The following is a 16,255-nucleotide window of genomic DNA, read 5'->3' as shown; positions in this document are numbered from 1 at the left end:
CCCCACGCTACTTCGCAAGCACTCCTTCCAGCAGCGCGGCATCACCGAGCACGGCCAGCGTCTCGCGAGGCGTGAGATGGCGGACTGCCTGGTCGAAGCTGTCGCTTGCCTCGATCCGCGCCCGCGCCACCGCGAGGTGAAGATCGATCTCGCCCGGACCGCCGCGCCGCACCGGCGGCAGCGACGAGAGATGGCGATGCAGCAGGTCAGAATCCTGCCGCAACGTCGCGAGCGCGGGGGCCGATGCGGCAGCCGGCGACGCCGCCAGCTCATTGGCGCGGACCAGCACGCGCGGCGGCTTCACCTCCTCCGGCGTCACGAACAGCGCGCGCATCGCGGGCCTGGCGGTCCAGGCCCCGATCGGGATCGCGAACAGCAGGCCAATGATCACCGGCGACATCCACAGCAGCAGCGGCAGCGACACCGCCCAGGCGCTGATCGCCATCGCGACGCCGCAGGCGGTCGGAACGCCGTATTTCCGATAGAGCTCGCGCCGCTCGACCGCGCCGTCGTCGCGCCGCTGTGTCTGCCAGCCCGCGTCCCGGCCGAGCAGGATCTCGACGACGGCGATCGACTGGAACACCATCATGACCGGCGCGATCATCGCCGAGATCAGCACCTCGGCGATCACGCCCGTCAACGCCCGGAAGCCGCCGCCGAATTGCCGGCGCACGTCCGACCGTGTCAGCAACAGGAGGAAGCCGAGCAGCTTCGGCACGATCAGCAGCGCCATGGTGAGGCCGAACACCCATGCGGCGAGCACGGGGTCCTGTGCCGGCCAGTTGGGAAACAGCGAAAAGCCCTTCGGAAAATATTCGGGGCGAATGAAGCGCGCCTGCAGCGAGATCAGGATTCCGAGCAGCAGGAACGACAGCCAGAGCGGCGCGGTGATGTAGGAGCCGATCCCGGTCATGAAATGCAGCCGCGAGATCCAGTGCAGGCGGCGCGTCCTCAGCACGGCGAGATGCTGCAGATTGCCCTGGCACCAGCGCCGGTCGCGCGCGGCAAAATCCAACAGCGACGGCGGCACCTCCTCAAAGCTGCCGCCGAGCATCGGCGCCATGTAGATGCCCCAGCCGGCGCGCCGCATCAGCGCCGCCTCGACAAAGTCGTGACTCAGGATATGTCCGCCGAACGGCTTGCGTCCGGAGAGCTCGGGCAGGCCCGCCTGCTGCGCAAATGCCTCGATCCTGATGATGGCATTGTGCCCCCAGTAATTGCCCTCGGAGCCGTGCCACCACGCAACGCCGGCGGCGACCATCGGTCCGTAGAGCCGGCCGGCAAACTGTTGCAGGCGGCTGAACAGGCTGCGCGCGTTGACGATGACCGGCAGCGTCTGCAGCAGCGCCGCCTGCGGATTGGTCTCCATCGCGTGCACCATCCGCACCATGGTGTCGCCCGACATCAGGCTGTCGGCGTCGAGCACGATCATGAACCGATATGCGCCGCCGAACCGCGTGATCCACTCGCCGACATTGCCGGACTTGCGCGCCGTATTGTCGGCGCGATGCCGGTAGAACAGCCGCTGCGCGCCGCAGGCCTCGCACAGTTCGAGGAACGCCCGTTCCTCGGCGATCCAGATATCCGGATCGCGGGTGTCGCTGAGCACGAACCAGTCGAAGCTGTTGCCCTGCCCGGTCGCCTCGACGGACTCGTAGATCGCGTGCAAACGCGCCATCAATTGATGCGGATTCTCGTTGTAGGTCGGGAGCAGCACCGCGGTCCGGCTCGCGAGCTGCGGCAAGGGACCATCGTCGCGGATCGGCAGGGCGTTGCCGTTGCGCCGAAGCAGAGCGAAGAAGCCGGCGAGCGCCGACGCGAACGAAAACGCGATCCAGGCGAGCAGCGCGACGAACAGCACCAGCACCATGCCTTCCATGATCGTCACGCCGCCGACCTGGACCACCATGTACATCTCGTAGGCGCCGGCACCGGTCAGCGCCGCCGTCAGCACCAGGATGAACGCGCGGCGCATCAACATGCCCGCACCGACCGAGACCGGCTTGCCCACCGCGTGCGGCGGCCGGCCAAGATCGGCCGCCGACATCGCAAGCGGGCTCTCTTGTGGCAGGAAGCCGTCCGCCACCGTGGCGGCGTCGGGATGAGGCGACGTGACTATGGCGCCCATCGATAGACCCAGATCTCGGAGAGCGGCTTGTCATCTTGCGCCAGATGCGCACGCAGCTCGATCGGATCCTTCTTGACGGCGCACTGGAAGCTGAGCCGCCATCCGCCGGTATTCGGATTTGGCTGCGTGACGACGTTCGTGATCTCGGACTTCTCGGCCGTCACGACGCCCTTGACGCTATTGGGATCGATCCCCTTCAGATTGTCTCCGAACAGGTCGAGCACGAACAGCTTGCTGTTCTCGCCATGCGCGCCGATGCCGCTGCGCGTGAAGCGCGCGAGCGAATGCGGCTTCGGCGCGTCCGGCCCCCAATGCAGGCGATAGGTGAAATTGGTCTCGCTCTTGGCCTTGAGCGGCGCCTTCGGCCGCCAAAACGCGGCGATGTTGTCGTGGATCTCTTCCTTGGTCGGAATCTCGAACAAAATGACCGCGCCCTCGCCCCAGTCGCCGATCGGCTCGACCCACAGGCTCGGACGCTTCTCGAAGCGCGATTCGATGTCCTGATAGGCGAAGAAATTCTTCTCGCGCTGCATCAGCCCGAAGCCATGCGGATTGACGTCCTGGAACGTGCTGATCTGGAGGTCGCGCGGATTGCTCAGCGGCCGCCACAGGCTCTCGCCCTTGCCGTTGTAGATCGCAAGCCCGTCGGAATCGTGCACGGACGGCCTGAAGTCGTCGACCTCGTTGCGATCGTTGGGCCCGAAGAAGAACATGCTCGTCATCGGCGCAAGGCCGGCATGCTCGAGATCGGCACGCGGATAGAGCGATGCCTCGACATCGAACACCGTGGTCGCTCCAGGCCTGATCGTGAACCGATAGCTCGCCGCGCAGCTCTTGCTGTCGAGCAAGGCGTGAATGACCAGCGAGGTCGCGTTGGGCACCGGGCGCTCGAGCCAGAACGCCTTGAAGAACGGAAACTCCTCGCCCTTGGCCTCGCCGGTATCGATCGACAGGCCGCGCGCCGACAGGCCGTAGGTCTCGTCCTTGGCGACCGCGCGGAAATAGCTCGCGCCGAGAAAGACGCAGACCTCGTCGTAATAGTCCGGCTTGTTGATCGGCGCGTGGATGCGAAATCCGGCAAAGCCGAGGTCGGTCTCGGTGAAGTCAGGCACGGTCTCGCCGAACGAAAACATGTCCTTGCTGTATTTGACTTCGCTGACCTTGCCGTCGGCGATCTCGAAGATATTGACCTTGTTCTTGTAGAAGAAGCCGCGGTGGAAGAACTGCGCCTCGAACGGCAGCTTCGCGCCGCGCCACAGCGCGCGCTCGGACGTGAAGCGGATCGTGCGGTACTGGTCGTAGTTCAGGTCCGTCAGGCCGTTCGGCAACTTCTCGTCCGGCGCCTCGAACGACTTGCTGGCGAGATTGCGCGCAAGCTCCCTGACCATGCCTGGGTTGAAGGGTGCGTCCGTCGCGCTCCCTGCGGCGGCGGCCTGGCGCTGTGGCAAGAACATGAGTGTCGGCAATACGGCCGATCCGTGGAGTAACTGGCGACGATTCAAAGCAGCTCCTGCTCGCTGACCGGGACGCCGCAATGCAACCGCCGAGCCGGCGCTGAGTTCCATCTTTGCTGCGAGCAAGCGAAGATTGTCCGCCGGCTGAACACCAGGACTTGCTTCAACGCAACCACACAACGCGTGGTCGGTTGCTGCCGTACCGGAACCGTGGCGGAAAGGCTGCGAGGAATGCCGAGAGCTACGCGCTCTCGAGCGTCGGCGCGACCTCGCGTGCGACCTGCACCAAGGCTGCGATCAACGGCGTCATCGGATCGCGCTGCGGGATCACGAGGCCAATGCTGTAGTCCACGACCGGATCGACGATCGGAATGCTGCGCACCGCATCCGCAAGGCCGAGCGTCTCGGCGAGCTTGGCCGGCATCACGCTGGCCCAGCGGCCGGTCTTCACGTGGGTGTAGAGCACGAGCAGTGAGTTCGACGTCAGCGTCGGCGTCGCCTCCGCGCCGACCGAGGTCAGCGCGCGATCGATGATGCGGCGGTTCTGCATGTCGGGCGTGAGCAGACAGAGCGGCACGGTACCGACCTCCTTCCACGTCACCTGCTTGCGGTCACCGAACATCGCATCCGGCGCCGTCAGCAAGCGATAGCTCTCATTGTAGAGCGGGATGGTGCGGACCTTGCCGATCGGCTCGTTCTCAATATAGGTCAACCCGGCATCGACCTCGAGATTCTCGAGCAGGCCGAGCACATCGGCCGACGTGCACGACTGGATGCGGAACCGCACATCGGGATGGCGCGCCCGGAACGGCGTGGTCAGCGAGGCCACCATGCCGAGCGCGGTCGGGATCGCCGCGATCCGGATCTCGCCCGACAGCTTGTCCTTGAGGCTGTTGATCTCCTGCTTCATCGCGCGCGCATCGCCGACGATGCGCCGCGCCCAGTCCAGCGTCCGCTCCCCTTCCGGCGTGAAGCCCTGGAAGCGGGATCCGCGCTGCACCAGCATGACACCGAGGATTTCCTCGAGCTGCTTGAGACTGGTCGACATCGTCGGCTGGGTGACGCCGCACGCCTCCGCGGCCCGGCCGAAATGCCGCTCCTTGGCCAGCGCCAGCAGAAGTTCCAGCTTGTCGATCAAGGTTCAAATCCCTTCGGAAAACGGCGCCCCAAGCGGCAGCCCAACACGTCCATAGGTAGCACGATCCGGGTGCGATCCCGAAATCCAAAGCGCCCCGGAAGTGCGTGATTCCAGAACATTATTGCGATCCCGCATCGATCCATTCGGCAACGCTATTAATCGTGTTTCGCAATCGCCGCATGAGACAGCTTTATTGATGTTTCGAAGGATTCCAACTCTCATGTGCGAAGCAAGAACTGATCGTGAGAAGCGCTGATGACGGTGGGATACGAACCTTGGGACAGGGCGCGCGGCGCTGAAATCATCGCCGAGCACGCCGGGCTTGAAGGCGCCACGCTGGTGATCCTGCACGCGCTGCAGGAAGCCTTCGGCTACGTGCCCGAGCCGGCGATCCCGATGGTGGCGGAGGCGCTCAATTTGTCGCGCGCCGAGGTGCACGGCGTGTTCACCTTCTACCATGATTTCCGGAAGCAGCCTGCCGGACGCCACGTCCTCAAGCTGTGCCGCGCCGAGGCCTGCCAGGCCGCCGGCGGCGACGCGCTGGCGGCGCGCGCGGAAGCCAGGCTCGGCGTTGCGCTGGGGCATACCACGGCGGATGACCGCGTGACGCTGGAGCCGATCTACTGCCTCGGGCTGTGCGCCACCGCGCCGTCGGCGATGCTGGATGGCCGCGTGGTCGGCCGGCTAGATGAAGCGCGGATCGACGCGCTGGTCGCGGAGGCACAGCGATGACGATGCGAATCTTCATTCCCCGCGACGCCGGCGCGGTCGCCGTCGGTGCCGACGATGTCGCCCTCGCCTTCGAGCAGGCCGCAGCAGGACGCGGCGCGCCGCTCGAGATCGTCAGGACCGGTTCGCGCGGCCTGTACTGGCTGGAGCCGATGGTCGAGCTGGCGACCGCACAAGGCCGCGTTGCGTTCGGCCCGATCAGCCCGGCGGACGTCCCGTCTCTGCTCGAGGCGATGGCCGGCAGCGGCCAGCACGCGCTGCGGCTTGGTGTCACGGACGAGATTCCCTGGCTGAAGCGCCAGACCCGGCTGACCTTCGCCCGCTGCGGCGTGATCGATCCGCGCTCGGTCGATGACTACCGCGCCCATGGCGGCTACAAGGGTCTGGAGCGGGCGCTGACGCTGACCTCCGACCAGATCCTCGCCGACGTCACGACGTCCGGTCTGCGCGGCCGCGGCGGCGCCGGCTTCCCCACCGGCATCAAGTGGAAGACCGTGGCGCAGGCCAGCGCCGACCGCAAATACATCGTCTGCAACGCCGACGAAGGCGACAGCGGCACCTTCGCCGACCGCATGATCATGGAAGGCGACCCCTTCGTCGTGATCGAGGGCATGACGATCGCAGGTATCACGGTAGGCGCCACCAAGGGCTACATCTACATCCGCTCGGAATATCCGCACGCGGTCGAAGCGATGAACGCGGCGATCGTGGCGGCCCGCCGCACCGGCTTGCTCGGCAAGCGCATCGGCGGCTCCGCCCATGAGTTCGATCTCGAGGTGCGCGTCGGCGCCGGCGCCTATGTCTGTGGCGAGGAAACCTCGCTGCTGGAAAGCCTCGAGGGCCGCCGCGGCATCGTGCGGGCCAAGCCGCCGCTGCCGGCGCACAAGGGCCTGTTCGGCCGCCCGAGCGTGATCAACAACGTGCTGTCGTTCGCGGCGATCCCCTTCATCCTCGACAACGGCGCCAAGGCCTACGCCGATTTCGGCATGGGCCGCTCGCGCGGCACGATGCCGATCCAGCTTGCCGGCAACATCAGACATGGCGGGCTGTTCGAGACCGCGTTCGGCGTCACCCTCGGCGAGCTCGTCGACGAGATCGGCGGCGGCACCTTCACCGGGCGCGAGGTGCGCGCGGTGCAGGTCGGCGGCCCGCTCGGGGCCTACTTCCCCCGCGCGCTGTTCGACACGCCGTTCGACTATGAGGCGTTCGCCGCGCGCGACGGCCTGATCGGCCATGGCGGGATCGTGGTGTTCGACGACAGCGTCGACATGGCGAAGCAGGCCCGCTTTGCGATGGAGTTCTGCGCGGTCGAATCCTGCGGCAAGTGCACGCCGTGCCGGATCGGCTCGACCCGCGGCGTCGAGACCATCAACAAGATCATCAATGGCGAGCGCGTGGCGGAAAACCTCGCTGTTGTCGAAGACCTCTGCAACACCATGAAATTCGGCTCGCTGTGCGCACTCGGCGGCTTCACGCCCTACCCCGTGATGAGCGCACTGAAACACTTCCGGGAAGATTTCGGCGGAGATGTAGATCCCGCACCGGCCCGCCTGCAGGCCGCGGAATAGCAAGGAAATCACGATGTCGCTGATCCAGGAAACCGATTTCGGCACCCCCAAATCCAAATCCGAGACGATGGTCACGCTGACCATCGACGGCAATCAGATCACGGTGCCCGAGGGCACCTCGATCATGCGCGCGGCGATGGAAGCCGGCACCCAGATTCCAAAGCTCTGCGCGACCGACATGGTCGACGCCTTCGGCTCCTGCCGGCTCTGCCTCGTCGAGATCGAGGGCCGCGCCGGCACACCCGCCTCCTGCACGACGCCGGTCATGCCCGGCCTCGTCGTGCACACCCAGAGCGAGCGGCTGAAGAAGCTGCGCAAGGGCGTGATGGAGCTCTACATCTCCGACCACCCGCTGGACTGCCTGACCTGCGCCGCGAATGGCGACTGCGAATTGCAGGACATGGCGGGTGCCGTCGGCCTGCGCGACGTGCGCTACGGCTATGAGGGCGAGAACCACGTCTTCGCCAAATCGCACGGCTGCGAAAACGACAACTGGATGCCGAAGGACGAGTCGAATCCGTACTTCACCTACGATCCCTCGAAGTGCATCGTCTGCTCGCGCTGCGTCCGCGCCTGCGAGGAGGTGCAAGGCACCTTTGCGCTGACGATCTCCGGCCGCGGCTTCGACAGCCGCGTCTCGCCCGGCATGAACGAAGGCTTCCTCGGCTCGGAATGCGTGTCCTGCGGCGCCTGCGTGCAGGCCTGTCCGACCGCGACGCTGACCGAGAAATCCGTGATCGAGATCGGCCAGCCCGAACACTCGGTCGTCACCACCTGCGCCTATTGCGGCGTCGGCTGCGCCTTCAAGGCCGAGATGCGCGGCGAGGAAGTGGTGCGCATGGTGCCGTGGAAGGACGGCAAGGCCAATCGTGGCCATTCCTGCGTCAAGGGCCGCTTCGCCTGGGGCTACACCACCCACAAGGAGCGCATCCTGAAGCCGATGATCCGCGAACGGATCGAGGATCCCTGGCAGGAAGTGTCGTGGGACGAGGCGTTCAACTTCGCCGCCGCCAAGTTCAAGGGCATCCAGCAGAAATACGGCCGCGACGCGGTCGGCGGCATCACCTCGTCGCGCTGCACCAATGAAGAAACCTATCTGGTGCAGAAGCTGATCCGCGGCGGCTTCGGCAACAACAACGTCGACACCTGCGCCCGCGTCTGTCATTCGCCGACCGGCTACGGCCTGTCGCAGACCTTCGGCACCTCGGCCGGCACGCAGGATTTCGATTCGGTTGAAGACACCGACGTCGTCATGGTGATCGGCGCCAACCCGGCCTCCGCCCACCCAGTGTTCGCCTCGCGGCTGAAGAAGCGGCTGCGCCAGGGCGCCAGGCTGATCGTGATCGATCCGCGCCGCACCGAGATGGTGGAATCGCCGCATGTGAAGGCGCTGCATCTGCCGCTGATGCCCGGCACCAACGTCGCGGTGGTCACGGCGCTCGCCCACGTCATCGTCACCGAAGGGCTGGTCAACGAGACCTTCGTGCGCGAACGCTGCGACTGGAGCGAGTCCGAGGAATGGGCGGCCTTCGTCGCCCAGGAGAAGTACAGCCCCGAGGCGACCGCGATCATGACCGGCGTCGATCCCAAGGACCTGCGCGAGGCGGCACGGATCTACGCCACCGGCGGCAACGGCGCGATCTATTACGGGCTCGGCGTCACCGAGCACAGCCAGGGCTCGACCACGGTGATCGCGATCGCCAACCTCGCGATGGTCACCGGCAATATCGGCCGGCCCGGCGTCGGCGTGAACCCGCTGCGCGGCCAGAACAACGTGCAGGGCTCCTGCGACATGGGCTCGTTCCCGCACGAGCTGCCCGGCTATCGCCATATCTCGGGCGATGCCGTGCGCGAGCAGTTCGAGGCGATGTGGAACGTCAAGCTCAACAAGGAGCCGGGCCTGCGCATCCCCAACATGTTCGATGCGGCGATCGAAGGCACCTTCATGGGGCTCTATGTGCAGGGTGAGGACATCCTGCAATCCGATCCGAACACCAAGCATGTGGTGGCGGCGCTGTCTTCGATGGAATGCGTCATCGTCCACGATCTCTTCCTGAACGAGACCGCGAACTACGCCCACGTCTTCCTGCCCGGCTCGACCTTCCTCGAGAAGGACGGCACCTTCACCAATGCCGAGCGCCGCATCCAGCGCGTCCGCAAGGTGATGACGCCGCGCAACGGCTATGCCGACTGGGAGGTGACGATCCTGCTCGCCAAGGCGATGGGATTCGAGATGCACTACGCCCATCCATCCGAGATCATGGACGAGATTGCCGCGCTGACGCCGACCTTCGCGGGCGTCTCCTATGCCAGGCTCGACGAGCTCGGCTCGGTGCAGTGGCCCTGCAACGAAAAGGCGCCGGAAGGCACCCCGGTGATGCATATCGGCGGCTTTGTGCGCGGCAAGGGCAAGTTCATCCTCACCGAATATATCGCGACCGACGAACGCACCGGCCCGCGCTATCCGCTGCTGCTCACCACCGGCCGCATCCTCAGCCAGTACAATGTCGGCGCGCAGACCCGCCGCACCGAGAACGTGGTCTGGCACGCCGAGGACCGGCTGGAGATCCATCCGCATGACGCCGAACAGCGCGGCGTGTGCGACGGCGATTGGGTGCGGCTGGCGAGCCGCGCCGGCGAGACCACGCTGCGCGCGGAGATCACCGACCGTGTGGCGCCGGGCGTGGTCTACACCACGTTCCACCACCCGGACACCCAGGCCAACGTCATCACGACCGACTTCTCCGACTGGGCGACCAACTGTCCGGAGTATAAGGTGACGGCCGTGCAGATCTCGCCGTCGAACGGTCCGTCCGACTGGCAGAAGGCCTATGACGAGCAGGCCCGCCATTCGCGCCGCATCGCGCCGGTGGTGGAAGCCGCGGAGTAGCGATGCGCGAACCGGTCCACAAGGCGATACGGAAGGTCTGGCGCGACGGCGTCTTCAGCGACGGCGCGCGCCTGATCCCGGAGGAGACGCCGCTGGCGCTGACCTATAATGGCGGCACCTACGCCGTGATGATGGGCTCGCCCGAGGACCTCGGCGACTTCGCGGTTGGCTTCAGCCTGAGCGAAGGCATCGTGCAATCGGCCGACGAGATCGAGAACCTCGACATCGTCGAGCTCGATGACGGCATCGAGCTCCGGATGTGGCTGAAGGCCGACAAGGCCGAGCGGATCGCGGAGCGGCGGCGCAACATCGCCGGCCCGACCGGCTGCGGCCTGTGCGGGCTCGATTCGATCAGCGAGGCGGTGCGACCAGCTGCGATCGTTCCCGCGGGACGCGTGTTCGCGCCGCGCGAGATCATGACCGCGGTGGCGGCGGTGGCGCCGCTGCAGGAGATCAATCACCAGACTCGCGCGGTGCACGCCGCCGCGTTCTGGACGGCGACGCGCGGCATCGTCGCGCTGCGCGAGGATGTCGGCCGCCACAACGCGCTCGACAAGCTCGCCGGCGCGCTGGCCCGCGACAAGGTCGTCGCGAGCGAAGGCATGGTGCTCTTGACCAGCCGCGTCTCGGTCGAAATGGTGCAGAAGACCGCCGCGATCGGCGCGCCGCTGATTGCCGCCGTGTCGGCCCCGACCGCGCTTGCGGTCCGGATGGCGGATGCCGCCGGCATCACGCTTGCAGCGATCGCCCGCGCCGATGGATTTGAAATCTTTACGCATCCGGAACGCGTCACAGGCGCGGTGCCCGGCAAGGAGTCCGCTTATGTCGTCGTCGCCTGACAGACTGGTCTATATGGCGAACCAGATCGGAAAGTTCTTCCACAGCCAGGGCCACGACCGCGCCGTGCAGGGCATTTCCGAGCACATCTGGAAGTTCTGGGACCCGCGGATGCGCAAGCAGATCTTCGCCCATCTCGACGCCGGCGGCACTGGCCTCGATCCCGACGTCCGCGATGCCCTGCAGAAGCTGAAGCAGCAGGCGTAGCGAACTCAACTCTGCACCGCGCTCTCTCACCGTCACCCTGAGGAGGCCGCAAAGCGGCCGTCTCGAAGGGCGACGGGCACGAGCGTGGCCGTGCATCCTTCGAGACGCGCTACGCGCTCCTCAGGATGACGGGATTGAGATCGTAGCTTCCCCTACCCCACGATCGTGTTGAAGACGCGGCGCACCTCGCTCTGGGTCTCGCGCAGGCGGGCTTCCAGCGCGGAGAAGTCCGGCGTGTCCCCGGCCCGCGCCATCACGCGCAGCAGATCTTCGCCCGCGGTCTCCGGATTGAACTTGCCGGTGACGCAGAGCCGCAGGATCTGCGTCAGGTCATGATAGAGCCGCGCCGCCGAGCGCAGGATCTCGGCCTCGGACTGGCCGAGCAGGCCGAGCTTGGCGGCATTGTCGAGCACCTGCAGCGTGGAGACGCTGAGAATTTCCGGCTTCACCGAGGCATGCGCGAGCTGGAGATATTGCGCGATGAAATCGATGTCGACGAGCCCGCCGGCGGCGAGCTTGAGATCCCAGACATCGTCCTCCCCCTTCTCCAGCGCGATCGCGCGCCGCATGTCGGCGACGTCGGCCGCGGTCGACGCCGCATCGCGCGGCCGGGTCAGCACGCTGCGGATGATCGCCTCGATCTTCTCGCGAAACTCAGGCGACGACGAGATCACGCGGGCGCGCGTCAGCGCCATGTGCTCCCAGGTCCAGGCCTCGCGCTCCTGGTAGTCGGCAAATGAATCGATCCGCGATGCGACCGGACCGGCGCGCCCCGACGGGCGCAGCCGCATGTCGACCTCGTAGAGCACCCCGTAATTGGTCCGGGTCGTGAAGGCGCTGATCAGGCGCTGGGTGAAGCGGGCAAAATACTGCGCGCCGTGCAGCGAGCGCTCGCCGTCGGAATCCGGCGCCTCGCTGTCAAAATCGTACAGCAGGATCAAATCGAGGTCGGAGGACGCCGTCATCTCGCGGCTGCCGAGCCGGCCCATCGCGACGATCGCGGTCTCCTGCCCCTTGATCCGGCCATATTGCGCGGCGAACTGGTCGGTGACGAGGCCGTGCACAGTGTGGACGATACCCTCGGCCACATCGGCAAAGGCGGTGCTGGCGTGCTGCGCCGACACCGTGCCGGACAGGATCCGCGTGCCGATCAGGAACAGGCTCTCCTGGCCGAACAATCGCAGACGATCGAGGAAATCCTCGTAGGATGACGCATCCTGCAGCGTGGCGGCGAGCCGCTCCGACAATTCCTTCTTGTCCGGCATCGCGCCGAAGAAGCGCGGATCGACCAGGCCGTCCATGATCTGCGGCTGCCGCGCCAGCATGTCGCCGAGCCGCGGTGCCGCGCCGAGGATCAGTGCCACCAGCGCGACGAAATCGCGATTCTGGCTGAGCAGCGAGATCAGCCGCCCGCCCCGCTGCAACGCGCCGAGGAAACGGTCGAACGCCGCCACCGCATCATCAGGCTCCTCGGCATTCGCGAGGCCGTCGATCAGGCCGGGAATGAATTCCAGGAACGCGGCGCGCGTCGCCTCGACGCGCAGCGCGCGATAATCGCCCTCGATCCATTGCTGCACGGTGCCGGCAACCGCAATGGGCTTCTTGAAGCCGAGATTGGCGAGATGCTCGGTCAGGCGGGCATCCTCAGGCCCGGCGCCGTAGTCGACCTCCGGCAGCTTTGCGGTGCCGGTCGGATCGTCGCCCTCGAACAGCTTGCCATAGTGGTTCTGCACGATCTTGAGCTGGCCGAGCAGGTCCTTGGCGAAGGCCTCGCGATTCTCGTAGCCGAAGAAATGCGCAAAGCGCTCGACGTCCTCAGGCGCTTCGGGCAGCGAATGGGTCTGCTCGTCGGCGATCATCTGCAGCCGGTGCTCGACCCGGCGCAGGAATTCGTAGGCCGTCGTCAGTTCGTCGCGCGCTTCAAAGGTGATCCAGTTGCTGTTGGCGAGCACGTTGAGCGCCTCCAGCGTCGGCCGCACCCGCAACTCCGGATGACGGCCGCCGGCGATCAGCTGCTGGGTCTGGGCGAAGAACTCGATCTCGCGGATGCCGCCGCGGCCGACCTTGACGTTATGGCCCTCGACCGAGATCTCGCTCTGGCCGCGATAGGTCTGCATCTGCCGCTTCATGTCGTGGACATCGGCAAGCGCGGCAAAATCCAGATGCTTGCGCCAGACGAAGGGCGCGAGCTCGGCGATCAGCGCCTCGCCGGCCTTGGGATCGCCGGCGCAGGGCCGCGCCTTGATCATCGCGGCGCGCTCCCAGGTGCGCCCCTCGCGCTCGTAATAATGCAGCGCGGCGTCGGTCGAGATCGCGACCTGGGTCGAGGCCGGGTCCGGCCGCAGCCTGAGATCGACCCGGAACACGTAGCCGTCGCCCGAGCGCTGCTGCAGCATCCGCGCCATCGCCTGGGTGACGCGCACGAAGAACGGCTGCGGCTCGATGTCCTCGGCGAGCGAAGTGGCCGCGCGATCGAAGAACACGATCAGGTCGATGTCGCTGGAATAGTTCAGCTCGCCGGCCCCCATCTTGCCCATCGCGAGCACGATCAGGCCCGAGCCTGCTTCGGGGTGATCGGGATCGGCGGCGGTCATCCGGCCGCGGGCCACTTCCTGCCGGAACAAATATCGCAGCGCCGATTGCACCGAATTCACCGCGATGTCGGTCAGCGCCGCCGTCACCCGCATCACCGGCCAGACGCCGCCGATGTCGCACAGCGCGATCATCAGCGCGGCCTCCGCCTTCATGCGGCGAAGCAGAACCATCACGTCGGCCTCGCTGCCGGCGGCGAGCACCTCGCGCGACGTCGTCTCGATCAGGCCGGCAAGATGCGACTCCGGGTCGCATGACAGGATCCGGATCAGCCGCGCGGCATCGGCACGGGCGAGCTCGAACAAATAGGGCGAGAACTCGGCGATGCCGCGCAGGATGTCCCGTGCGAACGGATGTTCGAGCAATGCATTGAGCGCGGCCGATTGCGCCGGCTCGAGCTCGGCGAACCAGTCGGTCAGGCGCTGATCGGCGGATACGGGCGCGGCGACACGCGGTCCGTCCGCGAACCGCGCGGCCAGACGATGTCGATCCGCGTTTCCCGGCGCGGCGGCATTCATGCCGCCTTCTGTGGCACATCCTGCGTTTGAGCCGCAAGCCTGTCACTGCCGCCCACCCGCACCGGCAGCACCAGGGTGGCGACCAGCCCCGGATGGGCATCGCCGAGCCTGAGCTCGCCGCCATGAAGCGTGGCAACCGCCGAGGCCAGGCTGAGGCCGAGACCGGAACCGGGTAAGGTGCGACTCGCCTCGAGCCGGACGAAGCGCTCGACCGCGTGCTTGCGGTCGGCCTCGGGAATGCCCGGGCCGTGGTCGGTGACGCTGAGCAGGACCTGGTCGCCCTCGCGCCGCGCCTCGATCAGGATCTCCCGCGCATCCGCATTGAGCGGCTGCACGCTCGCGTCGGGCTTGCCGTATTTGATGGCATTCTCGACCAGGTTGGCGACCGCCTGGCTGATCAATTCGCGGTTGCCGTGAATCGGCGCCGGCACGGTCTTCACCTGCAGCGTCATGCCGTCGTCCTCGGCCAGCGGCTCGTACAGTTCGTGGATGCCGTTGGCGACATCGGCGCCGTCGAAATCGTCCATGTTGCCGCGCGCCTGGCCGGACTCGGCACGCGCGATCATCAACAGGGCGTTGAAGGTGCGGATCAGCCCGTCGGATTCCTCGATGGTCCGCTCCAGCGCCGCGCGATAGTCGGCTTCGCAGCCCGACCGCGCCAGCGCCTCCTCGGCGCGGTTGCGCAGCCGCGTCAGCGGCGTCTTGAGGTCATGGGCGATGTTGTCGGAGACCTCCTTCAGCCCCGTCATCAGCGCCTCGATGCGCTCGAGCATGGCATTGAGATTTTCCGCCAGGCGATCGAGCTCGTCGCCGCTGCGGCCGACCGGCAGCCGGCCGGACAGATCGCCCGCCATGATGCGCTTGGTGGTTCCGGTCATGGCGTCGATCCGGTGCAGCACGCGGCGGGCGACGAAGATACCGCCGCCGATGCCGAGTACGACGACGACGAGGATCGACCATTGCGCGGCCTTGGCGACGATACCGAACAGCCGCCGCCGTTCCTCGAGGTCGCGCCCGACCAGCAGGCGGAAGCCGTTGTCCATCTGGGTGACCCGCACCAGCGCGCGGTGATCGGTCTTGTCCTGGTCGTCGAGCCGGCGATAGGCGGTCTCCGTCCAGCCCTGCGTGCTCATCACGCCCGGCGCCAGCGCGCCGACATTGCCGGCGAGCATCTGCCCGTTCGGCGCCGTCACCAGATAGAGGTTGGCGCCCGGCCGCAGCGCACGGTTGCCCATGGTGCCCAGCAGGCCGCGCAGGCCGCGGCGGTTGTAGATGTCGGTGATCTCGCTGATCTCGACGTTGACCGTCGTCGTGATCTGCTCGGTGATCAGCCGCCGCGTGTTCCAGGCGAAGTAAGCCAGCAGCGAGGCGGCGAACAGCGCGAACAGGAACAGGTAGACCAGCGTCAGCCGAAACGCCGTGGTCCGGATCAGTTTACCGAATGCCGTCACGGATCATATACCCCGCGCCGCGGATGGTATGCAGCAGCGGCCGCTCAAAACCCTTGTCGATCTTGGAGCGCAGCCGCGAGATGTGGACGTCGATGACGTTGGTCTGCGGATCGAAATGATAATCCCAGACATTCTCAAGCAGCATGGTGCGCGTCACCACCTGCCCGGCATGCTTCATGAGATATTCGAGCAGGCGGAACTCGCGCGGCTGCAAGGTCAGCTCGTCCTTGCCGCGGGCGACGCGATGGGACAGCCGATCGAGCTCGAGGTCGCCGACCCGGTAGGTCGTCTCCTCGGCCGGCCCGACATTGCGCCGCGACAGCACCTCGACGCGCGCAAGCAGCTCAGCGAAGGAATAGGGTTTCGGCAGGTAATCGTCGCCGCCGGCGCGCAGGCCCTTGATGCGGTCATCGACCTGGCCGAGCGCCGAGAGGATCAGCACCGGCGTCCGGTTGCCCTTGTCGCGCAGGCTGCCGATCAGCGACAGGCCGTCACGCTTCGGCAGCATGCGATCCACAACCAGCACGTCGTAGTCGCCGGACTCGGCCATCGACAGCCCTTCCTCGCCATCGGAGGCGAGATCGGCGATATAGCCGACTTCGCGGAATGCCTTGACCAGATAGTCGGCTGACTCACGGTCGTCTTCGATGATCAGGATGCGCATTTGCGGAGCGATTGCGGTCACGGGAATTGGCCCTCTGTCAGCATGACGCGGCCGGCCTGCACATGCAAGACGACCGCGC

General features: G+C 66.4%; 11 protein-coding genes. 5 read left to right on the top strand and 6 right to left on the bottom strand.

The window, feature by feature from the left end; translation table 11 throughout:
* Positions 1–7: 7 nt before the first annotated feature.
* From mdoH to ACVWYP_RS19685, 3 genes are all read right to left on the bottom strand, one after another.
* Positions 8–2,128, bottom strand: coding sequence for a glucans biosynthesis glucosyltransferase MdoH (mdoH, locus tag ACVWYP_RS19695; RefSeq protein ID WP_304499476.1), 2,121 nt, complete (start codon positions 2,126–2,128; stop codon positions 8–10).
* Positions 2,116–3,582 carry a glucan biosynthesis protein G gene (locus ACVWYP_RS19690; protein WP_304499475.1) on the bottom strand — a complete coding sequence of 489 codons (1,467 nt, stop codon included), beginning with the start codon at positions 3,580–3,582 and terminating at the stop codon, positions 2,116–2,118. Before ACVWYP_RS19690 ends, mdoH begins: the two co-directional genes overlap by 13 nt.
* A 241-nt stretch (positions 3,583–3,823) precedes the next feature.
* Entirely contained in the window at positions 3,824–4,720 is an 897-nt protein-coding gene (locus ACVWYP_RS19685; protein WP_018270739.1) for a LysR family transcriptional regulator, read from the bottom strand.
* A 255-nt stretch (positions 4,721–4,975) separates the two neighbouring features.
* Here ACVWYP_RS19685 and ACVWYP_RS19680 point away from each other — a divergent pair, with 255 nt between their 5' ends.
* From ACVWYP_RS19680 to ACVWYP_RS19660, 5 genes are read left to right on the top strand one after another with little or no spacing between them, the layout of a single operon-like run.
* Complete coding sequence (locus tag ACVWYP_RS19680) at positions 4,976–5,452, top strand: formate dehydrogenase subunit gamma (protein WP_304499474.1); 477 nt, start codon at positions 4,976–4,978, stop codon at positions 5,450–5,452.
* Positions 5,449–7,017, top strand: a complete 1,569-nt coding sequence (locus ACVWYP_RS19675; protein WP_304499473.1) for a formate dehydrogenase beta subunit — start codon at positions 5,449–5,451, stop codon at positions 7,015–7,017. The genes ACVWYP_RS19680 and ACVWYP_RS19675 overlap by 4 nt, the downstream gene beginning before the upstream one ends.
* Before the next feature lie 13 nt (positions 7,018–7,030).
* Positions 7,031–9,907, top strand: coding sequence for a formate dehydrogenase subunit alpha (gene fdhF, locus ACVWYP_RS19670; RefSeq protein WP_304499472.1), 2,877 nt, complete (start codon positions 7,031–7,033; stop codon positions 9,905–9,907).
* Between the two features lie 2 nt (positions 9,908–9,909).
* Positions 9,910–10,746: a formate dehydrogenase accessory sulfurtransferase FdhD gene (gene fdhD / locus ACVWYP_RS19665; RefSeq protein WP_304499471.1), complete on the top strand. Its 837-nt coding sequence runs from the start codon at positions 9,910–9,912 to the stop codon at positions 10,744–10,746.
* Complete coding sequence (locus tag ACVWYP_RS19660; protein ID WP_028345259.1) at positions 10,730–10,951, top strand: formate dehydrogenase subunit delta; 222 nt, start codon at positions 10,730–10,732, stop codon at positions 10,949–10,951. The genes fdhD and ACVWYP_RS19660 overlap by 17 nt, the downstream gene beginning before the upstream one ends.
* 152 nt (positions 10,952–11,103) lie before the next feature.
* On the opposite strand, the gene ACVWYP_RS19655 is transcribed toward ACVWYP_RS19660, so the two are convergent.
* From ACVWYP_RS19655 to ACVWYP_RS19645, 3 genes are read right to left on the bottom strand one after another with little or no spacing between them, the layout of a single operon-like run.
* Positions 11,104–14,061, bottom strand: a complete 2,958-nt coding sequence (locus tag ACVWYP_RS19655) for a bifunctional [glutamine synthetase] adenylyltransferase/[glutamine synthetase]-adenylyl-L-tyrosine phosphorylase (RefSeq protein WP_304499470.1) — start codon at positions 14,059–14,061, stop codon at positions 11,104–11,106.
* Complete coding sequence (locus ACVWYP_RS19650) at positions 14,058–15,512, bottom strand: sensor histidine kinase (RefSeq protein WP_304499469.1); 1,455 nt, start codon at positions 15,510–15,512, stop codon at positions 14,058–14,060. Before ACVWYP_RS19650 ends, ACVWYP_RS19655 begins: the two co-directional genes overlap by 4 nt.
* Positions 15,496–16,176 (bottom strand): response regulator transcription factor, encoded by a 681-nt coding sequence (locus ACVWYP_RS19645; protein WP_028331552.1) that lies wholly within the window; start codon positions 16,174–16,176, stop codon positions 15,496–15,498. Before ACVWYP_RS19645 ends, ACVWYP_RS19650 begins: the two co-directional genes overlap by 17 nt.
* Positions 16,177–16,255 lie beyond the last annotated feature (79 nt).

This window comes from Bradyrhizobium sp. USDA 3262 (assembly GCF_054060035.1).
This window is presented reverse-complemented; position numbering and strand designations above follow the sequence as displayed.